Raw genomic sequence first — 21077 nt, 5'->3', positions numbered from 1 at the left:
GGAAGCCCGCCCAATAAGGCTGATGGGGCTTGAAAGATGTTTTATTGTATAGTGGATTAAATTTAAACCAGTACGGCGTTGCCTCGCCTTAGCTCAAAGAGAACGATTCTCTAAGGTGCTGAAGCACCAAGTGAATCGGTTCCGTACTATTTGTACTGTCTACGGCTTCGTCGCCTTGTCCTGATTTAAATTTAATCCACTATAAATTCAAAAAATTAAATGATATTTAATAGAAAAAAGCCGTCTGAAACCGCTACCGTCGGTTTTCAGACGACCTTTTGCTTATTCGGATGCGTCGGCTGCTTTTTCTTTTTGTCGGGTGAATACATCGCCCTTTCTATAAGCATTGCGCTTTCCGTGCAAACTGTAATACTCGACAAGCTGTCCGTTTCTCCGCACGAAATATCCGCGGTCTTTTTCATATTTCGGACAATGCGTGTACCAAGAATCGTCGCCTTCGCTGCAATAGCTCAAATACAGTTTGCCGCGTTTGACATAGCCTTTTACCTTGCCGCTGCCGCCCGGACCGTTCGAACGGCCTTCATTCCACTCTCCGGAAATAATGTATTTTGGTGATTGTTTAATATTAAAATATTTACCGTAGATACCATCTTCCAGTTCTTGCTCATACCCCCAATTTCCAGAAAAATCAGCGGCTAATGCTTGACCTGCAAACCATAATGCACACGCTGCAAGAATATATTTCTTCATTTTAGCCTCATCGTTCAATCAATAATAAACAGATGGCATTTTATGACGAAGCAGAATATGTGTCTATCACAAAAGGTCGTCTGAAATGACAGTTTCAGACGACCTTTTTTATCTCATTACAATAACTTGTATTACCGTTTCAGACGACCTCAATCCAAAATCTTGCCGACGATTTCGCCCACGTCTTTCGACAATCCTTCCTGCGTCCGAATACGCTGCAATTCTTGTTTCACCAAGTTTTTGCGGTGCAGCTCGAGCTTGTTGCAGAGGTTGAACGCCTGCACCAAACGGGCGGCGACCTGCGGGTTGAAGCGGTCGATTTCGATGACTTTGTCGGCGATGAAGCGGTAGCCGCTGCCGTCTTCTGCGTGGAAATGCGGGACGTTGCGGCTGAAGCTGCCGATGAGCGAGCGGGCTTTGTTGGGGTTTTCGAGGCTGAATTTCGGATGCTGCAAGGCGGTTTGAACCTGTTGCAGGGTGTCGCTGCGGCGGCTTGAGCCGACGAGGGCGAAATATTTGTCCATCACCAGCGCGTCGTCTGAAAACTTGTCGGCAAACTGCGTCAGCAGGCGGTTGCGCGTATCGCTTTCGTTGCCGTTGACGGCGGACAAGATGCCCCATTCGTGGGTCATGTTTTGCGCCATTTCGCCGTATTTTTCGGCAACGGTTTCGATGTGTGCGGGGTCGGCGCGCAGGACGAAGGCGCGGCAGACGTTGCGCAGCGTGCGCCAGCCGGCGGTTTCGGGGCTGTATTCGTAGCTTTGGTTTTCCTGCTGCGCCGCCCGACGGTTCAATTCGTGCCATTTCGGCAGGAAGTGGGCGGCAAGCGTATCCAATAAGGCTTCGCGCGCCTGATGGTAGTGCAACGGGTCGATGTTTTCTGCGCCGTCCCACAGTTCGGCTTCGGACGGCACACCCAAAAGCAGGGCTTTGAAGGCGTTGTCCAAGAGATCGTCTGAAATGACTTTTTCGACGGCGGCAAGCAGTTTTTCATGTTTCGGCAACTCGACGCCGTCTGAAATCGCGGCGAGGTTGGCAGCGACGGCGCGGCGGTAGAGCGTTTGGGCGGCTTCCCAGCGCGTGAAGGCATCGCTGTCGTGGGCAAGCAGGAGCAGCAGGTCGTCGTCGCTGTACGGATAATTCAGGTGCACCGGCGCGCTGAACCCGCGCAACAGCGAGGGAACGACGGCTTCGGTTACGCCTTCGAGCGGGAAGGTCTGTTCGGCTTCGGTCAGCAGCAACACGGCTTCGGTCGTGCGTTTGCCCTGATAATCGAATGCCACCGCTTCGCCGTTGCGGTTCAGCAGCCCGATTTTGACGGGAATCATCATCGGCTGCTTGTCCGCCATATCGGGCGTAGGCGGCACGGTTTGTTTAATGGTTAACTCAAAAATATTGTTTTTCAGACGACCTTCCGCTTCCAAAACGGGCGTGCCCGCCTGACTGTACCACAAGGCGAACTGGTCGAGATTGATGCCGTTCTCGTCCGCCATCGCCGCGCGGAAATCGTCGCAGGTAACGGCTTGCCCGTCGTGGCGTTGGAAATAGAGCTTCATGCCTTTCTGGAAGCCCTCTTCGCCGAGCAGGGTGTGATACATACGCACCACTTCCGCGCCTTTTTCATAAACGGTCATGGTGTAGAAATTGTTCATCTCCTCATAGCTGGCGGGGCGCACCGGATGCGCGGTCGGGCCTGCGTCTTCGGGAAACTGGTGCTGGCGCAACAGGCGGATGTTTTCGATGCGGCGCACGGCGCGGCTGGCGCGGTCGCCGGAAAATTCTTGGTCTCGGAACACGGTCAGCCCTTCTTTCAGCGAAAGCTGGAACCAGTCGCGGCAGGTCACGCGGTTGCCCGTCCAGTTGTGGAAATATTCGTGTCCGACCACGGATTCGATGCCTTCGAAATCGGTATCGGTGGCGGTGCGGCTGTCGGCAAGGACGAACTTGGTGTTAAAAATGTTCAACCCCTTGTTTTCCATCGCGCCCATATTGAAATCGCCCACGGCGACGACCATGAAAATATCCAAGTCGTATTCCAAACCGAAGCGCGTTTCGTCCCATTTCATCGCGTTTTTCAACGATTCCACGGCAAAGCCGACCTTGGGTTTGTCCGCTTCGGTGGTGTAAAACTCGATTTTGACGTTTCTGCCGCTCATGGTGGTGAAATAGTCTTCCGTTACCGCCAAATCGCCCGCGACCAAAGCAAACAGATAGCTCGGTTTGGCAAACGGGTCTTCCCATTTCACCCAATGGCGGCCGTCTGAAAACTCGCCGCCGTCGATTTTGTTGCCGTTGGAAAGCAAAACGGGATAGCGTTTTTTGTCGGCGACGATGGTGGTGGTGAACTTGGACATCACATCCGGACGGTCGATGTAAAATGTGATTTTGCGGAAGCCCTCCGGCTCGCACTGGGTAAACAAATTGCCGCCGGAAGCATACAGCCCCATCAGCGATTTGTTTTCCGCCGGCAGGATTTCGGTTTCCACTTCGACGGTGAAGCGTTCGGACGGCACGCCCGCAATCGTCAGCGTCTCTCCTTCCAACACATAATCCGCCGCCGCCCCGTTGATTTTGACGGACAAGAGTTTCGCCGAACCGTCCAACACCAGCGGCTCCCCCACCCTCTGCGGCTCGACCGTCAAACGCGACTTCACGACGGTTTGCGGTTCGGCAATATCAAAATGCAGGTCGGTTTCGAGAATGCGGTAGGCAGGCGTTTGGTAATCTTTCAGATAATGGACGGTTTTGCTCATGGTTTTGCTTTCGGATATTCGGATAAGAAGTATAGTGGATTAAATTTAAATCAGGACAAGGCGACGAAGCCGCAGACAGTACAGATAGTACGGCAAGGCGAGGCAACGCCGTACTGGTTTAAAGTTAATCCACTATAAATCAAAGAATTGAAAAGACGGGCAGTGGATCAGCTTGTATCGGACGGCATGAATTGCCTTGTCCGCTTGCTGTCATCCACTATTGGGTCGTCTGAAAATGCAATATTAACAAAATAACAAAGCTCGCACCCATCATCCCACAAAAATACCTTTTATCCAATATTTCATGCCACAAAGTCAGGTGCCGCCCCGTCTTTCATTTACGCTGTTAGAATGCCCCCTTCGACCCCGCTCGGGTATAATCCGTTGCCATATCGGCAATCGCGGAATGACCAAAATTGCTTTAAGATTTCGGGCGGCCAACCGCCCAGTCTGCCAATGAACGGCTGAACCTTTACCGGCATTCCCGTTCCAATCCGTCAGGTTTTGATTATCTTTGAGGTGTGATAAATATGTCTTCCAAACCTTTGCTCCTTTTGTGTTCCACATTGACTGCATTGCTATGCGCCTGCAGCGCCGGCAACGAAGCGGCAGAAGCAAGCGCATCCGGAGCTTCAAATGCGTCGGCAGCCGCAGCCTCCCAAGCCCCGGCACAAACCGCCGCTTCAGAAGCAGCATCAGCCTCCGCGCCTTCCGCCACAAAAAATCTGACCGGCTTGGAACAGGCAAAATGGCAAACCTACCGCTGCAAAGACAACGGCAGCGTAACAGTCCGCTATTTCAAAACAGAGGACGGCGCCGCCGCGCAAGTGCGCTTTAAAGGCGCTGAATTTGTCGCGCCTTTCAGCCCCGAAATGAGCAACGAAGATTTGAACGCCTTTAGCGACGGTCAATACACTTGGACAATCGGCAACTTTACAGAAACCGATTTCTACAAGGAAGATGGCGGTTTTCTGGTTCATCATGAAGCCTCGGAAGAAACGCCTGACAACATGACGGACAACCTGCTGCTGCAAGAATGCGCCCCGTCCCAATAGCATTGCTGCTTTGGCGAAAACCTACAACTATAGTGGATTAACAAAAATCAGGACAAAGTGACGAAGCCGCAGACAGTACAAATAGTACGGAACCGATTCACTTGGTGCTTCAGCACCTTAGAGAATCGTTCTCTTTGAGCTAAGGCGAGGCAACGCCGTACTGGTTTAAATTTAATCCACTATATCTCCTCGCAATACACGCCATACACACTAAAAGGTCGTCTGAAAACCTCAAATCGAGATTTGAACTGGCCCCCAAATCTTGGACACTCATAAAAGCCTATTCAGGCGCTCTGTGTAAGCTGGGTTCTGTATGCGACAGGACTCAGCTTTTTCAATTTCAAACTGCAACGTTCCCGGTTGTAGTAATCCATATAGTCATCTATCTGTTTCATTAATTCGTCCACCGTCAATTCTCCTGCGTTATAGAAACACTCCGTCTTCAACACCGCAAAGAAGCTTTCCATCGGCGCATTGTCCCAGCAGTTCGCCTTACGCGACATGCTTTGAACCATGGAATGCTCCGCAAGCAATTCCCTATACCCCGCCGTACGGTACAGCACACCTTGGTCGGAATGCAGCATCGTTCCCTTATCAGTCAGACGGGGGGCGGCTTTTTCGAGCATTTCCTTCACCATTTCGCTGTTAGCATTGCGGCTCATGGCGTAGGCGACGATTTCTCGGTTGAACAAGTCCAAGATTGGCGAGAGGTACAGTTTGCCGTCCTTTCCTTTGAGTTCGGTCACGTCGGTCAGCCATTTTTCGTTGGGCTTTTGGGCTTTGAACCGGCGTTTGAGGAGGTGTTCCGATATTTCGCCCATGGCGGGATGGCGGTAGGCTTTTTTCGCCCGTATTTTGGCTTTCAGCCCCATCTGTTTCATCAACCGCGCCGCTTTTTTGCGGTTCCAATCCAATGCTGCGGCAATGCGCCTTTGCCCGTAGCGTCCTTTATGCCGCCGGTAGGTTTCGATAAGGAGGGCTTTGTCGGCTGCGTCGGGGTCGGGTCGGTCTTGGTGGTGGTAGTAAAAGCTGCTTTTGGGCAGGTGTGCGATGTGCAGCAGGTATTTGAGCGGATGTTGCGCCCTCAGTGTTTGGACGGTTTGGCTTTGTCCTTTTCGGTCCGCTTTTGGCTGAGGGCTTTTAACTCCTTTAGGTAGGCGACCTCTGCGCGCATATAGCACAACTCTTCGATAAGCTCTGCCTGTGTTTTTTCGTGGTCGGGTTTGTCGGCGATGAAGGGGTTTTTGCGGTGGTCGGTCATGGTTTTGGATTGGGGATGTTCGAGTGCGCCGATGCCGCCTTCTTGATAGGCGCGTATCCATCGTCGCAGGTGGGTTCGGGAAATGCCGTAATGATCTGCGGTACGCTGTTGGCTGCGTATGTGCAGGTAGTGGAGTACGGCTTGGTATTTGAAGTGTAATGTATATTTGGTCATAAAAAAACCGCACCTTGTGAGTTGGAGGGGGGATGCCCAACTTTTGGGGTGCAGTTCAGTTTTCAGACGACCTTTTCTTTTGCCTATTTAGAACGTGTGTTTCAACGTAGCGGTCAGGCTGCGCGGCGTGCCGTAAACGTGGATGTCGGGCATGGGGCGGTAGCGTTTGTTGAACACGTTTTCAAAGTCCAAACCTATGCGGGTGGATTTGCCGATTTTGTAATGCGCGGTCAAGTCCAGCGTGGCGTATGGGCGTTGGGTTAAGGCTTCTTTACCGGCAACGGTGAAAGGCTGGTATTCATCATAGGCGTTTGTGCCGCTTTGCCAGTTGACGTTTGCACCCAAGTTTAGGCGGTCGGTAACGTCATACGCAGTAAAGAGTTTGAAAAGGTGGGCAGGATAAGAAGGGTTGACCAAATTGCCCGCATCGTTTTTGAGTTTGGAGTACGCATAAGAAGCATTGATCAGCCATTTGTCGCTCAGGCGTCCGCCGACGGACAATTCCACGCCTTTGGTTGTCGTGCGGTCAACAGATTCATAGTAAACTTGTTGATTTTTACGATCATAAATTTCTTTAGCCAAATGGTCGCGTTTATTGATAAACGCCGCCGCAGAAGCGTTCAAACGGCCTTCAAACCATGAGGCTTTTAAGCCGAGTTCATATGTTTTGCCGCGTTGCGGTTCGAGCGGTTTGCCGTTTCGATCCAAATTGCGCACTTGCGGGCGGAATATGGTGGTATAGGAGGTGTAGGCTGTCAGATTGTCGTTTAAATCATAACTTGCGCCCAAATAGGGGATAAATACCTTGTTTTTATGCCTGCTGTCGGCAAAATTGTTGCGATCGGAACTGTAGCGGTATTGCCAATCGACAAACCGTCCGCCGCCTATCAATGCCAGCCTGTCGGTCAGTTTGAAACGGGTCGAACCGTAAACAGAGAGGTTTTTCATATGGGCAAAGCCGTCGCGAAGATAGGGTATGGCCGGTTTTGTGAAATTTCCGTCAAAACGGCGCAAATCAGGGACAACCCCATCTTTATTTCTCTTGTAATATGAAGGAGTTTCCTTATTGTACTGATAGCTGATGCCGGCATTGAATTCATGTTTGCGCCCCCAAAGCGGGTAATCGCCGTCCAAATTCAGAGAAAAATCTTGGTCGGTGTACTTGGCTTGGTCGCGCTCGGCAACGAATTGAGCGGAATAGTCCGGATTAATGACAAAAGGACCGGCCATGCCGGCAACCGCATCACTTTTTCCATAAGTATGGCTGTAGTTGCCGTTCAGAGTCCAACCGTTTTCAAACTCATGATTGACAGAAGTAAAGATTTCCGCACTGTTTTCTTTACCGTAAGCCCATTTTGCCGAGGAATTGCTGCGCGGTGAGGCTGCAAACGGTTTGAAAGGTTGATTGTTTTCAGGGTCTCCCGCTACGGTCAGATAGCTGAAAGGAGAGCTGCCGGTATTGCGGAAACGGTGTATTTCCGTACCGAGGCGCCAGTGGGTTTGCGGCGTAAGGTCGTAAGACAGAATGCCGTAGAAAGTGTGATTGTGGCGCGAAGTGTTCGGCAAGTAATCGCCGCCGTGGTCACTAACCAAAATGGCGCGGCCGCGCAAGGTATTATCGGCATTCAGAGGATGATTGGCATCAAGGACGAAACGGTAGTGTTTCCAAGAACCGACACCGGCTTCCACGCTGACGGCAGGTTTGGCAGTCGGTTTTTTGCGTTCCAAAGCAACCGTACCGCCCGGTTCGCCCATACCGCCGTTGGACAAACCGCTTGCGCCGCGCACGACGACGACTTGTTCGTACAATGCGCTGTCCAGATTGTTGGTGCCACGGCGGATGGCTTTACCGTCGTAAAGGAATTTGGGCGCGCCGTCCACGGAAATGCTGTCAATCGCCTGACTGCGCGAAATAAACTCGCTGTGACCGGACACGTTGTTGCCCATTTTGCTGTGGAACACGCCCGGTGTTTGTTTCAACACGTCCTGCAAGGTATCCAAACCTTGGTCGTCCATTTGTTTTTCGGTAACGACGGACAAAGACTGCGGCGTTTCGCGCTGGGTCAGGCGTATGCCCGTAGCAGCGGAAGAAGCGGGAATGGTGTAGTTGGAGGTCGTCTGCTTGCCGATGCCCTTTACTTGGACGGTAGGCAAATCAACCTGCTCAACCCCATCCCCTGCCCCGAAGGAATAGGCGGATAAAAGTGCCGCAGCAACGGCAACCGGCAAACGCGCCGGACGAAATTTAGATAATGGCATGGTGTCTCCTAATTATTTAGCCGTCCGAACGGCAGCGGAGTTCCAAACCTCCTTGCACCATTCGGCAGCAAACGGCTTTTTATGCATTAAATAAGAATTTTTATCAAATTTCTGTAATAGGATGAAATAAACGGTCGGAGTATAGGGAACTGACGGGCATGAATCAAATAATTTACATAGTCCCCGATACATCATTTTCATCTGCATGACCATCTTTCATTCTTTATCAAACAAATCCGACAGCCGCAAAAAAGGTCGTCTGAAAAGTTTCAGACGACCTTTGGATTAGCTATTTGAAAGACAAATCTGTTGAATCAATTTTCCAAATTCAATTTAACTGCCTGCGGTCGGTTATTCGGTTCGTAAATTTCAAAATCGACAACCTTCTGCTGCTCATCCCAACGCAATTGACGGGAAGGGCTGGAATGTTTTGCCAAAACGCTTTCTAAAGCAGCGCGGCGTTTACCGGCGGGCAGACGGTATAGCTCTAAAGCGGCTTGGAATGCGCGTTGCCGCATGGCGGTATCTTGCAGGCGATGGACGTAATCAAAATCAGGAACCATAATTGCCGCCTGCAAGCAACCTATACTGTTGTCGATACATGCCCATTTATGTTCAAAATTATCCAGTCTCGATTTCTGCACCGATGGCATTTTCCTATCAGCATCTAGGGCAACTTTGGTTTCCGGCTTGCAGAAGTGAGCAAAATGCGGGGCATAAAGCGCTTGCGTGTGTGCCGAATCAAGATTAGGTCGGATTAGAGGGATCGTCGATCTGATATCTTCCGTCCTCATGCCTGAATCGATCAACGCTCGCAACTGATCTTGCATGAGATCAAATGGTCCATTTTCTCTTTTGCGTGTGAAATTTCCCATCATTTGAAATTCACTGCTTATTGCAGAACAGGTACTTTGTTCGTTCGCCGTCAATGTTTCAAACATTCCATCGCATTCGCTCGGCAGGCGGTTTGCCCATTCGGGCTTTTCGTACAGCATTTGCGCGGCAAGATCAGTATTCCTGCGGATGGCTTCGGTACCCGTCTCAACGTAAATCATACCCGGTGCATTATGCAACAGGTCACGACCGATTTTGATATTGCGACAAACGCGCTGCCATGCTTCACGTTCCTTTCCTGCCGCCCAATCAACGGCTGCGGCTTTACTGCCATATGCCGCCACCCATGAAAATTTTGAAAACGGGATAGCAAGCGAATCATCGTCACTCGACCATTCTTTGGGAATAAAGATATCGTAGTTGGCAAGTTCATCCATATTCGCCAATAGCTCGGCATTTTTTTCCACTTCGGCTTTGAATTTCGGCAAGTCGGCGCGTATGGCATTCAGACACTCCGCCATCCTTTCGCTACATCCTAATGATTCGTTATAGAGAGCCAAATCAGCAATCCGCCTACCCTGCAATTCCTGATTTTGCTTAAGGGTATCTTGGTGATATCTGATGTCGCTCCCGAAACGTTTCATCAAATCGGCACGCTCGGCATCATCTTTTGTGCGGAACTCCAGCAACCACAAGGCATCTATGCCATTTTTCAAAGATGATGACGGTCTAGACTGAATAGCAAGCAATGCCAAATCCGCTTGCGCGGCTTGGATTTCACGCTGTTTCAAATAATAGGGAACAATATAGAGGACGACCGCTACGACGAGCAGCAGGATGACCAGCGTCCAAAGCAAGTATTTCCATAAACGTTTCATGATGCTCTTCCCATATCAATTTTCCAAATTCAATTTAACTGCCTGCGGTCGGTTATTCGGTTCGTAAATTTCAAAATCGACAACCTTCTGCTGCGCATCCCAACGCAATTTACGGGAAGGGCTGGAATGTTGTGCCAAAACGCTTTCTAAAACAGCGCGGCGTTTACCGGTGGGCAGACGGTATAGCTCTAAAGCGGCTTGGAATGCGCGTTGCTGCATGGCGGTATCTTGCAGGTGAAGGACGTAGGTGTCGTAGTTAGGAAGAGCAATACTGTCAAGGATACAGCCGACACTATTACCCATACACGCCCATTTTTTAGCGAATGTCTGGTTTATCTCTTGCGAAGGCATCCATTGCACCTTAGTGTCATTTTTCAAAATAGCCATTTTTTCCGGTTTGCAGTAGGCAGCGAGGTAAGGCGAGTTGTGGGCTAATGTATGTTCTGCATCCACATTAGGACGCAATAAAAAAGAAAGCATTATGTCGGCATCCCACATTTCACCATTACCCAATGCCATCGACTCCTGTAACTCACCGAATGCCAGCATCCCCTGTAAAAAAAATAAACCTTGATTTGTAGACTCCAATTTCCGTAGTAAATTGCCGTTTAACCGAAACTCTTCTTGAACTGCCAAGCAAATATTTTGTTCCTCTACTGTCAGAACATCAAACATCCCGTCACATTCGGCAGGCAGACGGTTTGCCCACTCGGGTTTTTCGTACAGCATTTGCGCGGCAAGGTCGGTATTCCTTCGGATGACGGCATTCCCTATCATGGCGTAAATCAACTCCGGGTCATTATTCAGCATACCGCGACCCGTCTTGATGTTTCGGCAAACGTGCTTCCATGCCTCAGCTTCCCGACCTTCCACCCAATCAAGTGCGGCAGGTTTTCTACCGTATGTCACGAATTGCAGATTTGGAAGCGGTTTATTAGCAATATCATAATCATCATTAGGCCAGTCTCTTGAAACAAAAATATCGTAGTCAGCAAGCCTGTCTACATTGGCTAACAGTTCGGCGTATTTTTCCACCACGGCTTTCGCTTTCGGCAAGTCGGCACGCACTTCAGCCAAGCACTCTGCCGCCGTTGTGCCGCATGCCAATGATTCGTCACCGTACTCAGGGACAATAAGCCGCCTGCCTTGCAATTCTTGATTCTGTTTGAGGATATCTTGGTTTTTATTACCTTGAATGTCGCTCCCGAAACGCTTCATCAAGTCGGCGCGGTCGGCATCATTTTTCGTGCGGAATTCCAGCAGCCACAAGGCATCTATGCCGTTTTTCAAAGATGGCGACGGGGTGGACTGAATGGAAAGCAGCGCCAAATCCGCTTGCGCGGCTTGGATTTCGCGCTGTTTCAAATAATAGGGAACGATGTAGAAGACGACCGCTACGACAAGCAGCAGGATGACCAGCGTCCAAAGCAAGTATTTCCAGAAACATTTCATGATGTTTTTATAGAGTCAGGCAAAATAAGGCGATTATACTGTGTATCGGCTTTATTTTTTGCATTTGCCATATAAAAAGGGTCGGATATCAATACCCGACCCTTTTATCTTTTCAGACGACCTTTTAACTCCCCAACCTTACATCAATATGTTGTCTGAAACCTACTCTATCCCCGCCCATTTGTGCGTCTGCACGCTCAACTGCCAATGTACGGGCGCGTCAGGGCGGCTGTTTAAGATACCGATTTGGCGGATGGTGTCGTAGATGTTCATCGCGCCGTCTTGTTCGCAGGGCGAAAGGTAGTAATGGCGTGCGCAGATTTTGCGTTCCATGTTTTCGCAGAACGCAACGACATCACCGTCCGCCACAATGCGCACTTCGTCGGCTTCGGCGATGCAGTTCGTTTCGTATTTGTCGGCGTAGCAGGCTTTGGGGCTGGTAGCGACGTAGTCGATTTGCGGCGGCGCAGGCTTGAGTCCGTTGGTTTCGATACAGAGGAAATAGCCTTCCACCTTGAGCGCGTCCAGCAGCGTATCGAGATGCGGCTGTATGGTCGGCTCGCCGCCGGTGATGATGATATTGCGGGCAGTATAGGTTTTCAGACGACCTAAGATGTCGGACAGGCTCATCATACCGAATTTTAAATAATCGGTATCACACCAGCCGCACGCCAGATTGCATTTACCCAAACGGACGAAAACGGCAGACATACCCGTATTCCAGCCCTCGCCTTGCAGGCTCTCGAAAATTTCAACGATGCGGTATTGCGGATTTTCGGGGGCGACGCTGATTTTTTTCATACCGCCAACACCGCTGCCGCCGCCAGCATCGCGGGCAAACCTTGTTTGACGAGTATGCCTTTGTTGCCGGAAGAGAACGCGCCCCATGCGGCGGCAATCAAGACGAAGCCGAGAAACAGAATCGTCGCGCCGTAAACGGCATTGTCCGGCGCGGCAAACCGAGACCACACCAGCCCGATGCCGAGAAAGCCGTTATACAGCCCTTGGTTGCTGAACAGGGTCTGCACGCGCTTTTGTTCCATAAATTCATAAGGCAGTTTGAACATTTCCGCCACCTTTTCGCTGGGAATCTGCGTCATTTCAAGCCAGGCGATGTAGAAATGTTCGGCGGCGACGAGGAGGACTAAGAGGGTGGAGAGGAGTTTCATGGGTATTCCTTTAAAGAATCTAGGTTATTGAAATTTTTTTGAAAACCAAAGTGCGGTTTATTTAGCAGACCGCTTCAATACAAACAAAATAAGCAAAAACGGCAGCAAAACAACGGCACCCATCATAAAGAATTCCGGATATATCCGCTTGCTGTCTGCAAACTCTTTTGACAAGGCGGCTTCATCCGTTCCGCTTCCAATCGTCAATTCATTACCGCCATAATGAAGCGTTCCGCCGGCAACGGCATAATATCTGTCATTCAAAACCAATATCTTGAGATTCTCCGCATACAGCGTTTCACCATGATATTCCGCACAGACTCTACTCATACCCAGGCGGCAGTCTGCGTTAATAACCTCTTTGCCGCCGACAATGCGCACACTCGGGTCATAAGCCTTGCCTGTAATTTTGACTTCGGCAGCGTTTAACCGTATTTCCCGACTGCGGATATTACCGACGGTCAGGTCGAATCCGATAAATATCGAGGACACTGTTGCCAATATGCAAAGCGAGCAGAAAACCGCCAACACACCGTCAAACCATTTTCCAAACGGCAAGCCGCTTATCCGCACTCCCCTACTCCCCTTCATACTCCGCACACGATGTCGGCGTTTCCCACAATTTCACGCTGCACACTTTCAGCCCAGCGTTTTTCAAACGGTCATACATTTCGACCGCCATATTTTCGGCAGTGGTGCGGCAAGGCAGGCACAGGGTTTTCATGTTCCAGCCTTCCAAGAGCGCGGCGATTTGGCATTCGCGCTCGTTCCCGCCGTTGTAGATAAACGCGTGGTCGAAAGGGTCGGTAATGTGTTTTTTCACAATGGCTTTGAGGTCGGTGAAATCCATCACCATGCCGTCTTTCGGCCCGCCCCTGACGGGGTCGTCTGAAACGGTGATTTCGAGTTTGTAGGTATGCCCGTGCAGGTTTTGGCATTTGCCGTCATGCCCGTCGAGCATGTGTGAAGAGTCAAAGGTGAATATCTTGGTAATTTTCATGGTGGGTACTTTAAATCGGTAAATAGCCCTGAAAGCCCATTTCGGCAGGCTTGCCGTGCGGATTCGGGGTCAGGCGGATGGTGTGATTGCCGATGCGGTCGAGCCGGAGCAGGTTGTCCACGTCTTTTAAGTTATCTTTATGCCGCTGGACATGGTCGGTCAACAGGGTTTGCAGGGCTTTTTGTTTGGCTTCGGCAGGCGTGGCGGCAACGAACAGTCCGAAAGCGTGCTCCTCGGCAAGCTGCCCCGCGCGATAACCGCCGACATTGACGAAATACAGGTGCGGAGCGTTTTCAGACGACCTCTTTGATTCGGCGGTATCGGGTACGTCGACATCGTAACCGTCCGCCCATTCGACAATCTGCCAGCCGTCGATGTGGATTTTGTCCGTGTCGCCGAACCATGCGGCTTTGAGCGCGGGGATGGCTTCGCGGTAATCGTCGCACACGGCAAATTGGATGTCGTGCACTTCGATATTGGAACGGCCTGCGTTACCGCCGAGATAGAACATATAAAGTTTGGGCATCTTCGTCCTGATGAATTTTTGAAATTTGGGAACCTGCCGTCCTCCGCCTGCTTACCCGCCCAATTTCCGGCTCAAACTTTCCGTATATTCCTCGCGTTCGGCGCGGCTGGTTTCGGGGAGGTGGGTGTTGAGGGACGACCATTTCCACCTGCTGCGCGCTTTGTTGAGTTCGGACGGAAGTTTGTCCGGCGTCCAGGGCGCTTTGCGGCTGTGCAACTCGACTTGCGATTGCGCCGCGTGGCCGCGCGTTTGCAGGATGTGGAGCAAATCGAGGGCGCGGGCGGCGAGCAGGGTCAGGGTTTCGGGATCGGTGTGCAGGGTTTGGCGGCCGGTGAGCTTGTCGGAAATAGTACGGGTATTGGGCAGGATGCCGCCCAAAAAGCCGCCGATTGCCGTCCCCAATCCGAGCGAACCGCCGAGCGTGGCGATGTCCAGCCCCAAGCCGATGAGCGCACCGGTTGCCGCGCCCGTGCCGGTACGGATGCCGTATTCTTTGAGTAACTCGCTGTCGAACGGATCTTGATGAAAGGCTTTGGGCACCCAGTCGCCGCTGTCGATTTCGCTGTGGTAGAAGCGGTAGAGGCCAAACAGCCGCTGCTGCATCTGCCGTTCGAGCTGGCGTATTTCTGCCTGCATGGTTTGCAGAACGGGCGCGGGGTCGTCGTTTTCGTCAATTTCCTGCGTGAAGGCGGCAACGTCGAGCAGGAAACCTGCGATTTCGTGTCGCGCTTCTTTATCCAAACGCGTCCATTCTCGGCGGCGGGAGGCGGTCAGGCGGTCGATGATGTCGTGTTGCGGCAGCATGGTGGCGAGCTTGTTCCAAAGGTTCAATTCGCCTTCAAAATCGAATGCGACGGTGTCGAACCCTGCGAAAACGTGCAGGTTGCGGCGCGCCAGCATGGTCGTCCACGCTTCGGGAAGCTGTCCGCCGGTAAAGTTGAACACGGGCATGACCGGTTTGGCGCACCATGAAAGAATGGTCAATTCATCCCGATATTTGTCGAGGACGGGTTCGCGCGCGTCGATGACGTACAACGCCATATCGCTTTGCAAAAGCTGCCGCAGCACTTTGGCTTCTTGGTTGAAATCGTGATGCGCTCCATCGCTGTCGAGAAACTGTTGCAGCCGCTCGATGCCGTCGGCGCGTGCGTCCGTATGGGTTTCAAGCCAGTCCAAAACACCGCCCGCGTCTTCGAGTCCGGGCGTGTCGTACAGATACAGCAGCGTATCGACGCCGTCGGTAATCGCGGCTTCTTCGACATGGCGCGTAGTGGACGGGGCGTTTTTGACTTCGCCAAAGCCGCTGTCGCGCAACAGGGTACGCAGGAGCGAGGTTTTGCCGGTATTGGTATGCCCGACGACGGCGAGGGAAAGGGGGTGTTTATTCATGATGTTTTTGAAGAATGGATTTTCAGACGACCTTTTTCAGGATGGCGGCTTTATGGGGCGTTTCAAGTGCGGTCATTGCTTTTCAGACGACCTTCCTGCGCCGCCTTGTCAGGTTCCAGCCATGCCACGTCGCACTCTGCCAGCGCATTGCGCCAGTGGTTCAATGTTTCGGACAGGTCGTCTGAAAGCGTCCGCTCCGTCAAAAGCTGTACCACCGCCCCACCCTGCGCCGCTTCGGAGAGTCGGACAATCTGCCGCAACACGCCGCGGTCGGGGACGGTTTCCGCGCGCACGCCGATGAGGAGCTGGGCAGGTTTCTGTTTCAACTCGTTTTCCAAAGCGGCAACCTCTTCCCGATTCGCTGCCACGCCTTTATCCAGCCATTCCTGCGCCAGCCTGCCCGTAAACCATGTGCCTTCGTGCCATTCGGTTTCCAGCATGACTGCCCATTTGGGCGCGTCGTTTAAAGTGATTTTCGGAGAAACGGCGGACACGGTTTCCTGACGCGTATCCGCATCGACGATTTTATTCTGCCAGCGGCGGATGACCGCCTGATAATAAGGCTTCTCCAAATCCAGCTTGCTTTGGCTTGTTTTTAAAAAGATTTTGCATACCGCCCAAGCCAGCAGGCGTGGTAGGATGCCGTAGCAGGCTATGCTGCCGACCAACAAGCCAGACCACGCGCGCGCATCGGCGATGTTGCCGTTCAGACGACCTTCAACCACCGCCCTCGCATCGGGGGCGGGGAAACCGAGTTTCGACGGCAGCCACGCCAGCATCTCCACCGCGCGCACCGAAGCGGCATTGCTCAACAGCGTGCTTTCCCAGTTGAACGTATATTGGCGCACCAAAAGCAGCAGCAATACCGACACCAGCATCCCGCTCAGGGTGCAAAGCCATAGACTGTGCGAAGTCGCGCCGGCAATCCAACGCGCCGAAGGCTGCCGCCATTCGTCCGCATACAGCCGGAACACCGCCTGATTGACGGGGTCTTTACCCCGAAACCACGTCGCGGGACTGCTGAAAAACCGCCCCACTTTCACGCGCAGGAACAGCGATGCCAGCCATACCGCCAACATCAGCGTATTCATGCCCAAGATGCCCGCCAAAATCAGGAAGAAATTCAACCCTTGGCTGTCCATCAGAAGGTAAGTACCTGAAAAGCCCGTGCTGAACATCGCCGCAGCCGCCACGATCCACAACCAAAACGACCCGGTACGCACTTGCTCCAAGGTATGCCGAAGCTGACTGTCTCTGTCTATCATCTCCGCACGGCGGATGATTTTTCCTTCCGCGCCGCCTTCGACATGACGCAACGCCTCCGTCGCCTGCACGGGATCGCCGGCAAAAATATAGCCGCCCTCTTCCAAAATACGGACAAGTTCGGCGAGTTTTCGGGATGGGTTCAACATAAAAAGGTCGTCTGAAAGGGATGGTGAAAACGCAAAGATTTTATCACAGCCCTTTTCAGACGACCTTTGTATTTTAAATATGCGGCTCAGGCAAACCGTTTATTTCAAGCGGCGGCGGGAAGGTTGCCGCTATTCCCCGTCTTGAAAAATCACGTCGTTTTCAAACCGCGCCATATTGTGCAGCCCGTCGGTCAGGGCGATGCCTTTCAGTTCGTGGTGGCGAACCAAGTCCAACACGGCTTCCTTGCCGGAAACGGGATGGCAGCGGGCAGGTCCCATGTGTTGGAAACGGTCGGTGTAAAAGAGGTATAAATAACCGTCCCGCGCGTAAAGCCCGCCGTCTTTGCGGTTTATCCCGACAAAAAGTGGCTGCTCCGGCAATTGGTTCCAAACAATATATTTCACGGATTTCGCCAAATCCGCCGAATATTTTTCCACCAACCCGATCAGCAACACATTTTCCTGCGGCGTGTTACCGGCAAAAAAGTTCAGCAATTCCTCATCTTCGACATTCGTAAACTGCTTGAACAATTCCTCCGCCCGCGCGGGTGTAACCTTATAGGGATTGGAAAAACTGACAATGGCTATCGGATGAAATTGCAGCGGCAGCTTGGCATCGGTACCGATGGACAACGCTTCCATTTTTTCTCGGGAAGCCGCCATGCCATCCGCGCCGTTGACACGCATCAGCCACGAAAGCGCGCATTCGAAATGTTCGCCGTCCTGTCCTCGGTATTCCATCAGTTGAATGCCCAGCGAGTGAGCGACACGCAGAACATTACTCAAATTATTGAACTGGTCTGCCTTATCCAACGCGCCGACCAAAGCGATGCCGTCTAAAGCGCCGTCCTGCCCGTCTGAAAAAGCCCGCGCCACTTCATAGTTTTCAAACACATATAAAACCGTCCGTCCGTCTTTCAGACGACCTATATAAGGGATGCCCGTCCCTTCCGACACATCCGCCTGCATGGCAGACAGCGGCACATACACTTTATCTTTCGCATAAATCGCCCGCGCCGAACCCTCGCTTTTTTCCTGCGCGGAAAGTTTGCGCGGCTCTTCTGCCGTTTCGCCGGACGGCTTGTTCCCAAAAATTTTCGACAAAATACTCATTCGGTTTTCCTTAATGTATTGGTATGCGCCCGCCTGACTGCGTTTCTGCGCAATAGAACGGCGCGCAAGATTTTATCACAGCCTTTTTCAGACGACTTGCATTATCCCTAAGATACCGTCCATAATAGCTTTATGCATTAAGCAAGGAAAAACAATGATTATCCGAACCACAACGTTATCCCTACTCACCCTGCTCACCCTCTTCCCTACCGTTGCCGCCGCGAACGACGAACCGCCCGCCGACGGTGACACTTGGGTGGACCACCGCCACAAAGTCGTTTCCAAACGCTTGGACAAATGGTCCAACCGCATCGACGACTGGTTTGGCGAACCCGATCCCGACCACCCTGCCGACGCCAACCTGCGTGTCATGCTCGATACCGAATGGAACCCTGACGACAAGTTTACCGTGACGCCCCGCGTACGGGGTCGTCTGAAACTGCCGACTTTGGAGAAAAAAGTCCATGTAATTTTCGGTGACGACTCTTTGGACGACGAGTTGAAACACGAGGCCAATGCCTACCGCAACCGTACCAATACCAACGGCAGGATATTCGACGCATCCCAAAGCCGCGACAACAACGCCTCCCTTGCCGTCCGCTGGACCGAAGCATTCGCGAAACAGCGCACCAATACCGACTTCGATATCGGTATCCGCTCCGGCAGCGACCTCTTCGCCCGCGCCAAAAGCTCGAGCAATTGGCAACTGACCGACCACATCGACACCAGCTTGGAACAAATCTACCGTTACGGCATCAAGAGCAAACACCATGTCCGTACCAACTGGGAAACGCGTTACATCCCCGACGAAAAAAGCTTTATCGCCAATCAGGCGCACCTGCAATACGAACACGATAAAACCGAAGACTGGACATGGGGCAACAGCCTCTTCCGCCAACACAATCTTGGCAAACACCGCCACGTCAACTACGGCGTGTACACCGGTGGCGATATTGAAAAACGCAAAGCCGCCCTCAATACCTACGGTCCGTTTACCACCTACCGCCAGCCGATTTGGCGCAACTGGCTGTTTACCCAAACCGAGGTCAACTACTACAACAACCGCAAGGAAAACCAAAAACACCGCGTCGGCGCGCTGTTAAGGATTGAAGCCTTGTTCTGATGCAAAAAGGTCGTCTGAAAGCCTGTTAACGGATCCAACCCCGTCAATACAGCTTTCAGACGACCTTTTTTCTCAAAATTTTTTCAAACTCTCTCAATCGGATGATTCTTCCGAACCTTCTTCCCTGCCGTTGAAATACTCCACGGCTCCGCCATCGAAAAAGCCCTGCAAAATCGCCTGAGCCGCCACTTGGTCGAGTACCGCCTTCTGTTTGCGCCCGAACACCTGCGCTTCGGCAAGCAGGCTTTCGGCGTATAGCGAAGACATGCGTTCGTCCACCCAATATATGGGCAGATTGAAACGTCCGTGCAGGCGGCGGCCGAATTTGCGGCTGAGGCGGGTCAACTCGTGTTCCGTACCGTCGGCGTGGGTCGGCAGCCCGACGACCAGATGCTTGGGCTGCCATTCCCGTATCAGCTTGGCGATGGCGTTGAATTTCTCGTCGTTGCTGTTGCCGGTAACCGTCGCCAAAGGATGCGACAAGCCAAGCTCCGCATCGCCCTGCGCCACGCCGATACGCGCCTCGCCGAAATCAAACGCCAAAACCGTCCCTGCCGGCGCTTTATGCATGACCGGCTCCACAGACAAGCGCATCGGGTTGGATACCCAGCTTGGCGAATGCAGCGGCGTAGCGGTGTTCATAAGGCATATCGAACAAAATATGTTCGTCCGCCTTCACTGTCAGCCAGACATTGTCCGCCAGCTCGCGTTCAAGCTGCCCTTTGCTCCAGCTCGAATAGCCTATGCTGATTAAAATTTTGTCCACCGCGCCCTCACGCGATAAGTTTTCAATCACATCGCGCGAAGACGTCAGCGCAATGTCGTCTGAAACAATCATACTGTTTTGCCAGTTGCCCACGGGCGTATGCACGACATAGCCGCGGTCAATCTGTACCGGCCCGCCCATCATGACGTGTTCGTGCTGCATCCGCAAAGGGATATTGCGGTCGGTTGCCGCAAAAATCATGTCCATCGTAATCGGCGACGGTTTGTTGATGATGATGCCCAACGCGCCCTCTTCGTTGTGTTCGCACACATAAATCACCGAATTTTCAAAAAACGGATCATCCATATCGGGCATGGCAATCAGGAAATGGTCGGTTAGGTTCATATCGCTTATCTTTTACTTGTTCGGCACAGGCGCATCCACGACGCACGCACCGTAAATCTGTTTGCCTTCCACACCGGCAATTTGCTGCGCATCCGCTTTAGCACCGCCAAAACACGACACCGCGCTCAAAGAGTTCTTCGGCGAACCCTGAACGATTTTGTCGCTGTAAATCAAATACGCAAACGCCTTACGCTTAGGATCGTAATAACGGATAATCTGCTGACTCTTAAACGCCAAACTCGCACTGCGTTTAAACACTTCCCGCGGCTTGGCGACAGCTTGCTCGTTGTAACGGATGACCTCCGCCGTCTGCACGCACGACACGGAAGCATCGCTCGCATCCTCCTCCAAATTCACCGTTTCTTTCAAACCACCTTTTTTCGCATAAGAAATATAACAGGCAACCCCTTGCACATCAGGATCGTCAAACCCCTCAACTTCAATACGGTCATTTTTCCCCAGCATATGAAAAACCGTGCTGGCACGTCCGATTTTGTCGGTATCGTTACCGCAGGAAGCAAGAAGCAGGGCGCAAAGCGCAGGCAGAATGATTTTATTCATGTAAATAAGAAACCTTTGAGGGTTGAAAATAAAGAAGCTAACACCGTAGCTCCTACTATATAAGACCGCTTGTTCAGATTGCAAGCATCGAAAAGACCCAAATACCCAATTGAATCCCTCCCCCGACCGTAAACCCTCTCAATACAAACCATATCCCTTTCATTCCTTGGTACATTCAAAGTTCAAAAAGAGAACCCAGTATTGATCGCCAAGAGCGTCAAGTTTACCGTCTAAGTTTTGACTGCAAACAAAAGGTCGTCTGAAAACATATTTTCAGACGACCTTTTAATCTTTAA

General features: G+C 51.9%; 20 protein-coding genes. 2 read left to right on the top strand and 18 right to left on the bottom strand.

All coding sequences use genetic code 11. The annotated features are described in order from the left end of the window. Positions 1 to 282 precede the first annotated feature (282 nt). Both AAG834_RS00215 and pepN read right to left on the bottom strand, forming a co-directional pair. Positions 283 to 711, bottom strand: coding sequence for a hypothetical protein (locus AAG834_RS00215; protein ID WP_003764307.1), 429 nt, complete (start codon positions 709 to 711; stop codon positions 283 to 285). 149 nt (positions 712 to 860) lie between these two features. Beyond that, positions 861 to 3464 carry an aminopeptidase N gene (gene pepN, locus AAG834_RS00210; protein ID WP_342030900.1) on the bottom strand — a complete coding sequence of 868 codons (2604 nt, stop codon included), beginning with the start codon at positions 3462 to 3464 and terminating at the stop codon, positions 861 to 863. Positions 3465 to 3994: 530 nt separating this feature from the next. Between pepN and AAG834_RS00200 the strand changes: the two genes are divergently transcribed. Then, the gene (locus AAG834_RS00200; RefSeq protein ID WP_342030899.1) at positions 3995 to 4519 is read left to right on the top strand and encodes a hypothetical protein; all 525 of its coding nucleotides are present in this window, start codon (positions 3995 to 3997) and stop codon (positions 4517 to 4519) included. A 284-nt stretch (positions 4520 to 4803) separates the two neighbouring features. Here AAG834_RS00200 and AAG834_RS00195 read toward each other — a convergent pair whose 3' ends face one another. The 13 genes from AAG834_RS00195 to AAG834_RS00135 all read right to left on the bottom strand — a co-directional run bounded on the left by AAG834_RS00195 (position 4804) and on the right by AAG834_RS00135 (position 17986). Then, a complete protein-coding gene (locus tag AAG834_RS00195; protein WP_342030898.1) occupies positions 4804 to 5700 on the bottom strand; it encodes an IS3 family transposase in 897 nt (298 codons plus the stop codon). Next, complete coding sequence (locus AAG834_RS00190; RefSeq protein ID WP_234403644.1) at positions 5604 to 5954, bottom strand: helix-turn-helix domain-containing protein; 351 nt, start codon at positions 5952 to 5954, stop codon at positions 5604 to 5606. The genes AAG834_RS00195 and AAG834_RS00190 overlap by 97 nt, the downstream gene beginning before the upstream one ends. Before the next feature lie 87 nt (positions 5955 to 6041). Beyond that, the gene (locus AAG834_RS00185) at positions 6042 to 8213 is read right to left on the bottom strand and encodes a TonB-dependent siderophore receptor (RefSeq protein WP_342030897.1); all 2172 of its coding nucleotides are present in this window, start codon (positions 8211 to 8213) and stop codon (positions 6042 to 6044) included. 314 nt (positions 8214 to 8527) lie between these two features. Continuing rightward, positions 8528 to 9925: a hypothetical protein gene (locus tag AAG834_RS00180; protein ID WP_342030896.1), complete on the bottom strand. Its 1398-nt coding sequence runs from the start codon at positions 9923 to 9925 to the stop codon at positions 8528 to 8530. A 15-nt stretch (positions 9926 to 9940) separates the two neighbouring features. After that, positions 9941 to 11377, bottom strand: coding sequence for a hypothetical protein (locus AAG834_RS00175; protein WP_342030895.1), 1437 nt, complete (start codon positions 11375 to 11377; stop codon positions 9941 to 9943). A 162-nt stretch (positions 11378 to 11539) separates the two neighbouring features. After that, positions 11540 to 12178 carry a 7-carboxy-7-deazaguanine synthase QueE gene (locus tag AAG834_RS00170; RefSeq protein WP_342030894.1) on the bottom strand — a complete coding sequence of 213 codons (639 nt, stop codon included), beginning with the start codon at positions 12176 to 12178 and terminating at the stop codon, positions 11540 to 11542. Beyond that, positions 12175 to 12546, bottom strand: coding sequence for a DUF1304 domain-containing protein (locus tag AAG834_RS00165; RefSeq protein WP_342030893.1), 372 nt, complete (start codon positions 12544 to 12546; stop codon positions 12175 to 12177). Before AAG834_RS00165 ends, AAG834_RS00170 begins: the two co-directional genes overlap by 4 nt. A 57-nt stretch (positions 12547 to 12603) precedes the next feature. Then, positions 12604 to 13104 carry a hypothetical protein gene (locus tag AAG834_RS00160; RefSeq protein WP_342030892.1) on the bottom strand — a complete coding sequence of 167 codons (501 nt, stop codon included), beginning with the start codon at positions 13102 to 13104 and terminating at the stop codon, positions 12604 to 12606. Positions 13105 to 13123: 19 nt separating this feature from the next. After that, the gene (gene queD, locus AAG834_RS00155) at positions 13124 to 13546 is read right to left on the bottom strand and encodes a 6-carboxytetrahydropterin synthase QueD (protein ID WP_070514607.1); all 423 of its coding nucleotides are present in this window, start codon (positions 13544 to 13546) and stop codon (positions 13124 to 13126) included. A 10-nt stretch (positions 13547 to 13556) separates the two neighbouring features. Then, positions 13557 to 14072, bottom strand: a complete 516-nt coding sequence (locus tag AAG834_RS00150; RefSeq protein WP_342030891.1) for a DUF1543 domain-containing protein — start codon at positions 14070 to 14072, stop codon at positions 13557 to 13559. A 51-nt stretch (positions 14073 to 14123) separates the two neighbouring features. Further along, a complete protein-coding gene (locus tag AAG834_RS00145; RefSeq protein ID WP_107842210.1) occupies positions 14124 to 15461 on the bottom strand; it encodes a DUF3482 domain-containing protein in 1338 nt (445 codons plus the stop codon). Positions 15462 to 15523: 62 nt separating this feature from the next. Beyond that, positions 15524 to 16873, bottom strand: coding sequence for a DUF2868 domain-containing protein (locus AAG834_RS00140; protein WP_342030890.1), 1350 nt, complete (start codon positions 16871 to 16873; stop codon positions 15524 to 15526). A gap of 129 nt (positions 16874 to 17002) precedes the next feature. Beyond that, a complete protein-coding gene (locus tag AAG834_RS00135; protein WP_342030889.1) occupies positions 17003 to 17986 on the bottom strand; it encodes a hypothetical protein in 984 nt (327 codons plus the stop codon). Positions 17987 to 18140: 154 nt separating this feature from the next. Here AAG834_RS00135 and AAG834_RS00130 point away from each other — a divergent pair, with 154 nt between their 5' ends. Continuing rightward, the gene (locus AAG834_RS00130) at positions 18141 to 19109 is read left to right on the top strand and encodes a hypothetical protein (RefSeq protein WP_342030888.1); all 969 of its coding nucleotides are present in this window, start codon (positions 18141 to 18143) and stop codon (positions 19107 to 19109) included. 93 nt (positions 19110 to 19202) lie between these two features. Here the strand turns inward: AAG834_RS00130 and ruvX are convergent, their stop codons facing one another. Genes ruvX through AAG834_RS00115 form a run of 3 tightly spaced genes read right to left on the bottom strand, consistent with a single transcriptional unit; the run spans position 19203 to position 20781 of the window. Then, the gene (gene ruvX / locus AAG834_RS00125) at positions 19203 to 19679 is read right to left on the bottom strand and encodes a Holliday junction resolvase RuvX (protein WP_070514619.1); all 477 of its coding nucleotides are present in this window, start codon (positions 19677 to 19679) and stop codon (positions 19203 to 19205) included. Next, positions 19672 to 20220 carry a YqgE/AlgH family protein gene (locus AAG834_RS00120; RefSeq protein WP_049226164.1) on the bottom strand — a complete coding sequence of 183 codons (549 nt, stop codon included), beginning with the start codon at positions 20218 to 20220 and terminating at the stop codon, positions 19672 to 19674. Before AAG834_RS00120 ends, ruvX begins: the two co-directional genes overlap by 8 nt. A gap of 12 nt (positions 20221 to 20232) precedes the next feature. Continuing rightward, entirely contained in the window at positions 20233 to 20781 is a 549-nt protein-coding gene (locus AAG834_RS00115) for a CreA family protein (protein ID WP_342030887.1), read from the bottom strand. Between the last annotated feature and the right edge of the window lie 296 nt (positions 20782 to 21077).

Source organism: Neisseria sp. Marseille-Q2251, from assembly GCF_940793045.1.
Taxonomy (GTDB): Bacteria; Pseudomonadota; Gammaproteobacteria; order Burkholderiales; family Neisseriaceae; genus Neisseria.
The sequence above is the reverse complement of the archived record's forward strand: the minus strand, read 5'-3'. Positions and strand labels throughout refer to the sequence as shown.

Excerpts from the sequence above, each read along its gene's own strand:
- queD (WP_070514607.1), bottom strand. The coding sequence starts at position 13,546 with ATGAAAATTACCAAGATATTCACCTTTGACTCTTCACACATGCTCGAC.
- AAG834_RS00185 (WP_342030897.1), bottom strand. The coding sequence starts at position 8,213 with ATGCCATTATCTAAATTTCGTCCGGCGCGTTTGCCGGTTGCCGTTGCT.
- AAG834_RS00130 (WP_342030888.1), top strand. The coding sequence starts at position 18,141 with ATGATTATCCGAACCACAACGTTATCCCTACTCACCCTGCTCACCCTC.
- AAG834_RS00115 (WP_342030887.1), bottom strand. The coding sequence starts at position 20,781 with ATGAATAAAATCATTCTGCCTGCGCTTTGCGCCCTGCTTCTTGCTTCC.
- AAG834_RS00145 (WP_107842210.1), bottom strand. The coding sequence starts at position 15,461 with ATGAATAAACACCCCCTTTCCCTCGCCGTCGTCGGGCATACCAATACC.
- AAG834_RS00200 (WP_342030899.1), top strand. The coding sequence starts at position 3,995 with ATGTCTTCCAAACCTTTGCTCCTTTTGTGTTCCACATTGACTGCATTG.
- AAG834_RS00165 (WP_342030893.1), bottom strand. The coding sequence starts at position 12,546 with ATGAAACTCCTCTCCACCCTCTTAGTCCTCCTCGTCGCCGCCGAACAT.
- AAG834_RS00215 (WP_003764307.1), bottom strand. The coding sequence starts at position 711 with ATGAAGAAATATATTCTTGCAGCGTGTGCATTATGGTTTGCAGGTCAA.
- AAG834_RS00135 (WP_342030889.1), bottom strand. The coding sequence starts at position 17,986 with ATGAGTATTTTGTCGAAAATTTTTGGGAACAAGCCGTCCGGCGAAACG.
- AAG834_RS00150 (WP_342030891.1), bottom strand. The coding sequence starts at position 14,072 with ATGCCCAAACTTTATATGTTCTATCTCGGCGGTAACGCAGGCCGTTCC.
- pepN (WP_342030900.1), bottom strand. The coding sequence starts at position 3,464 with ATGAGCAAAACCGTCCATTATCTGAAAGATTACCAAACGCCTGCCTAC.
- ruvX (WP_070514619.1), bottom strand. The coding sequence starts at position 19,679 with ATGCATAAAGCGCCGGCAGGGACGGTTTTGGCGTTTGATTTCGGCGAG.
- AAG834_RS00120 (WP_049226164.1), bottom strand. The coding sequence starts at position 20,220 with ATGAACCTAACCGACCATTTCCTGATTGCCATGCCCGATATGGATGAT.
- AAG834_RS00140 (WP_342030890.1), bottom strand. The coding sequence starts at position 16,873 with ATGTTGAACCCATCCCGAAAACTCGCCGAACTTGTCCGTATTTTGGAA.
- AAG834_RS00175 (WP_342030895.1), bottom strand. The coding sequence starts at position 11,377 with ATGAAATGTTTCTGGAAATACTTGCTTTGGACGCTGGTCATCCTGCTG.
- AAG834_RS00190 (WP_234403644.1), bottom strand. The coding sequence starts at position 5,954 with ATGACCAAATATACATTACACTTCAAATACCAAGCCGTACTCCACTAC.
- AAG834_RS00170 (WP_342030894.1), bottom strand. The coding sequence starts at position 12,178 with ATGAAAAAAATCAGCGTCGCCCCCGAAAATCCGCAATACCGCATCGTT.
- AAG834_RS00180 (WP_342030896.1), bottom strand. The coding sequence starts at position 9,925 with ATGAAACGTTTATGGAAATACTTGCTTTGGACGCTGGTCATCCTGCTG.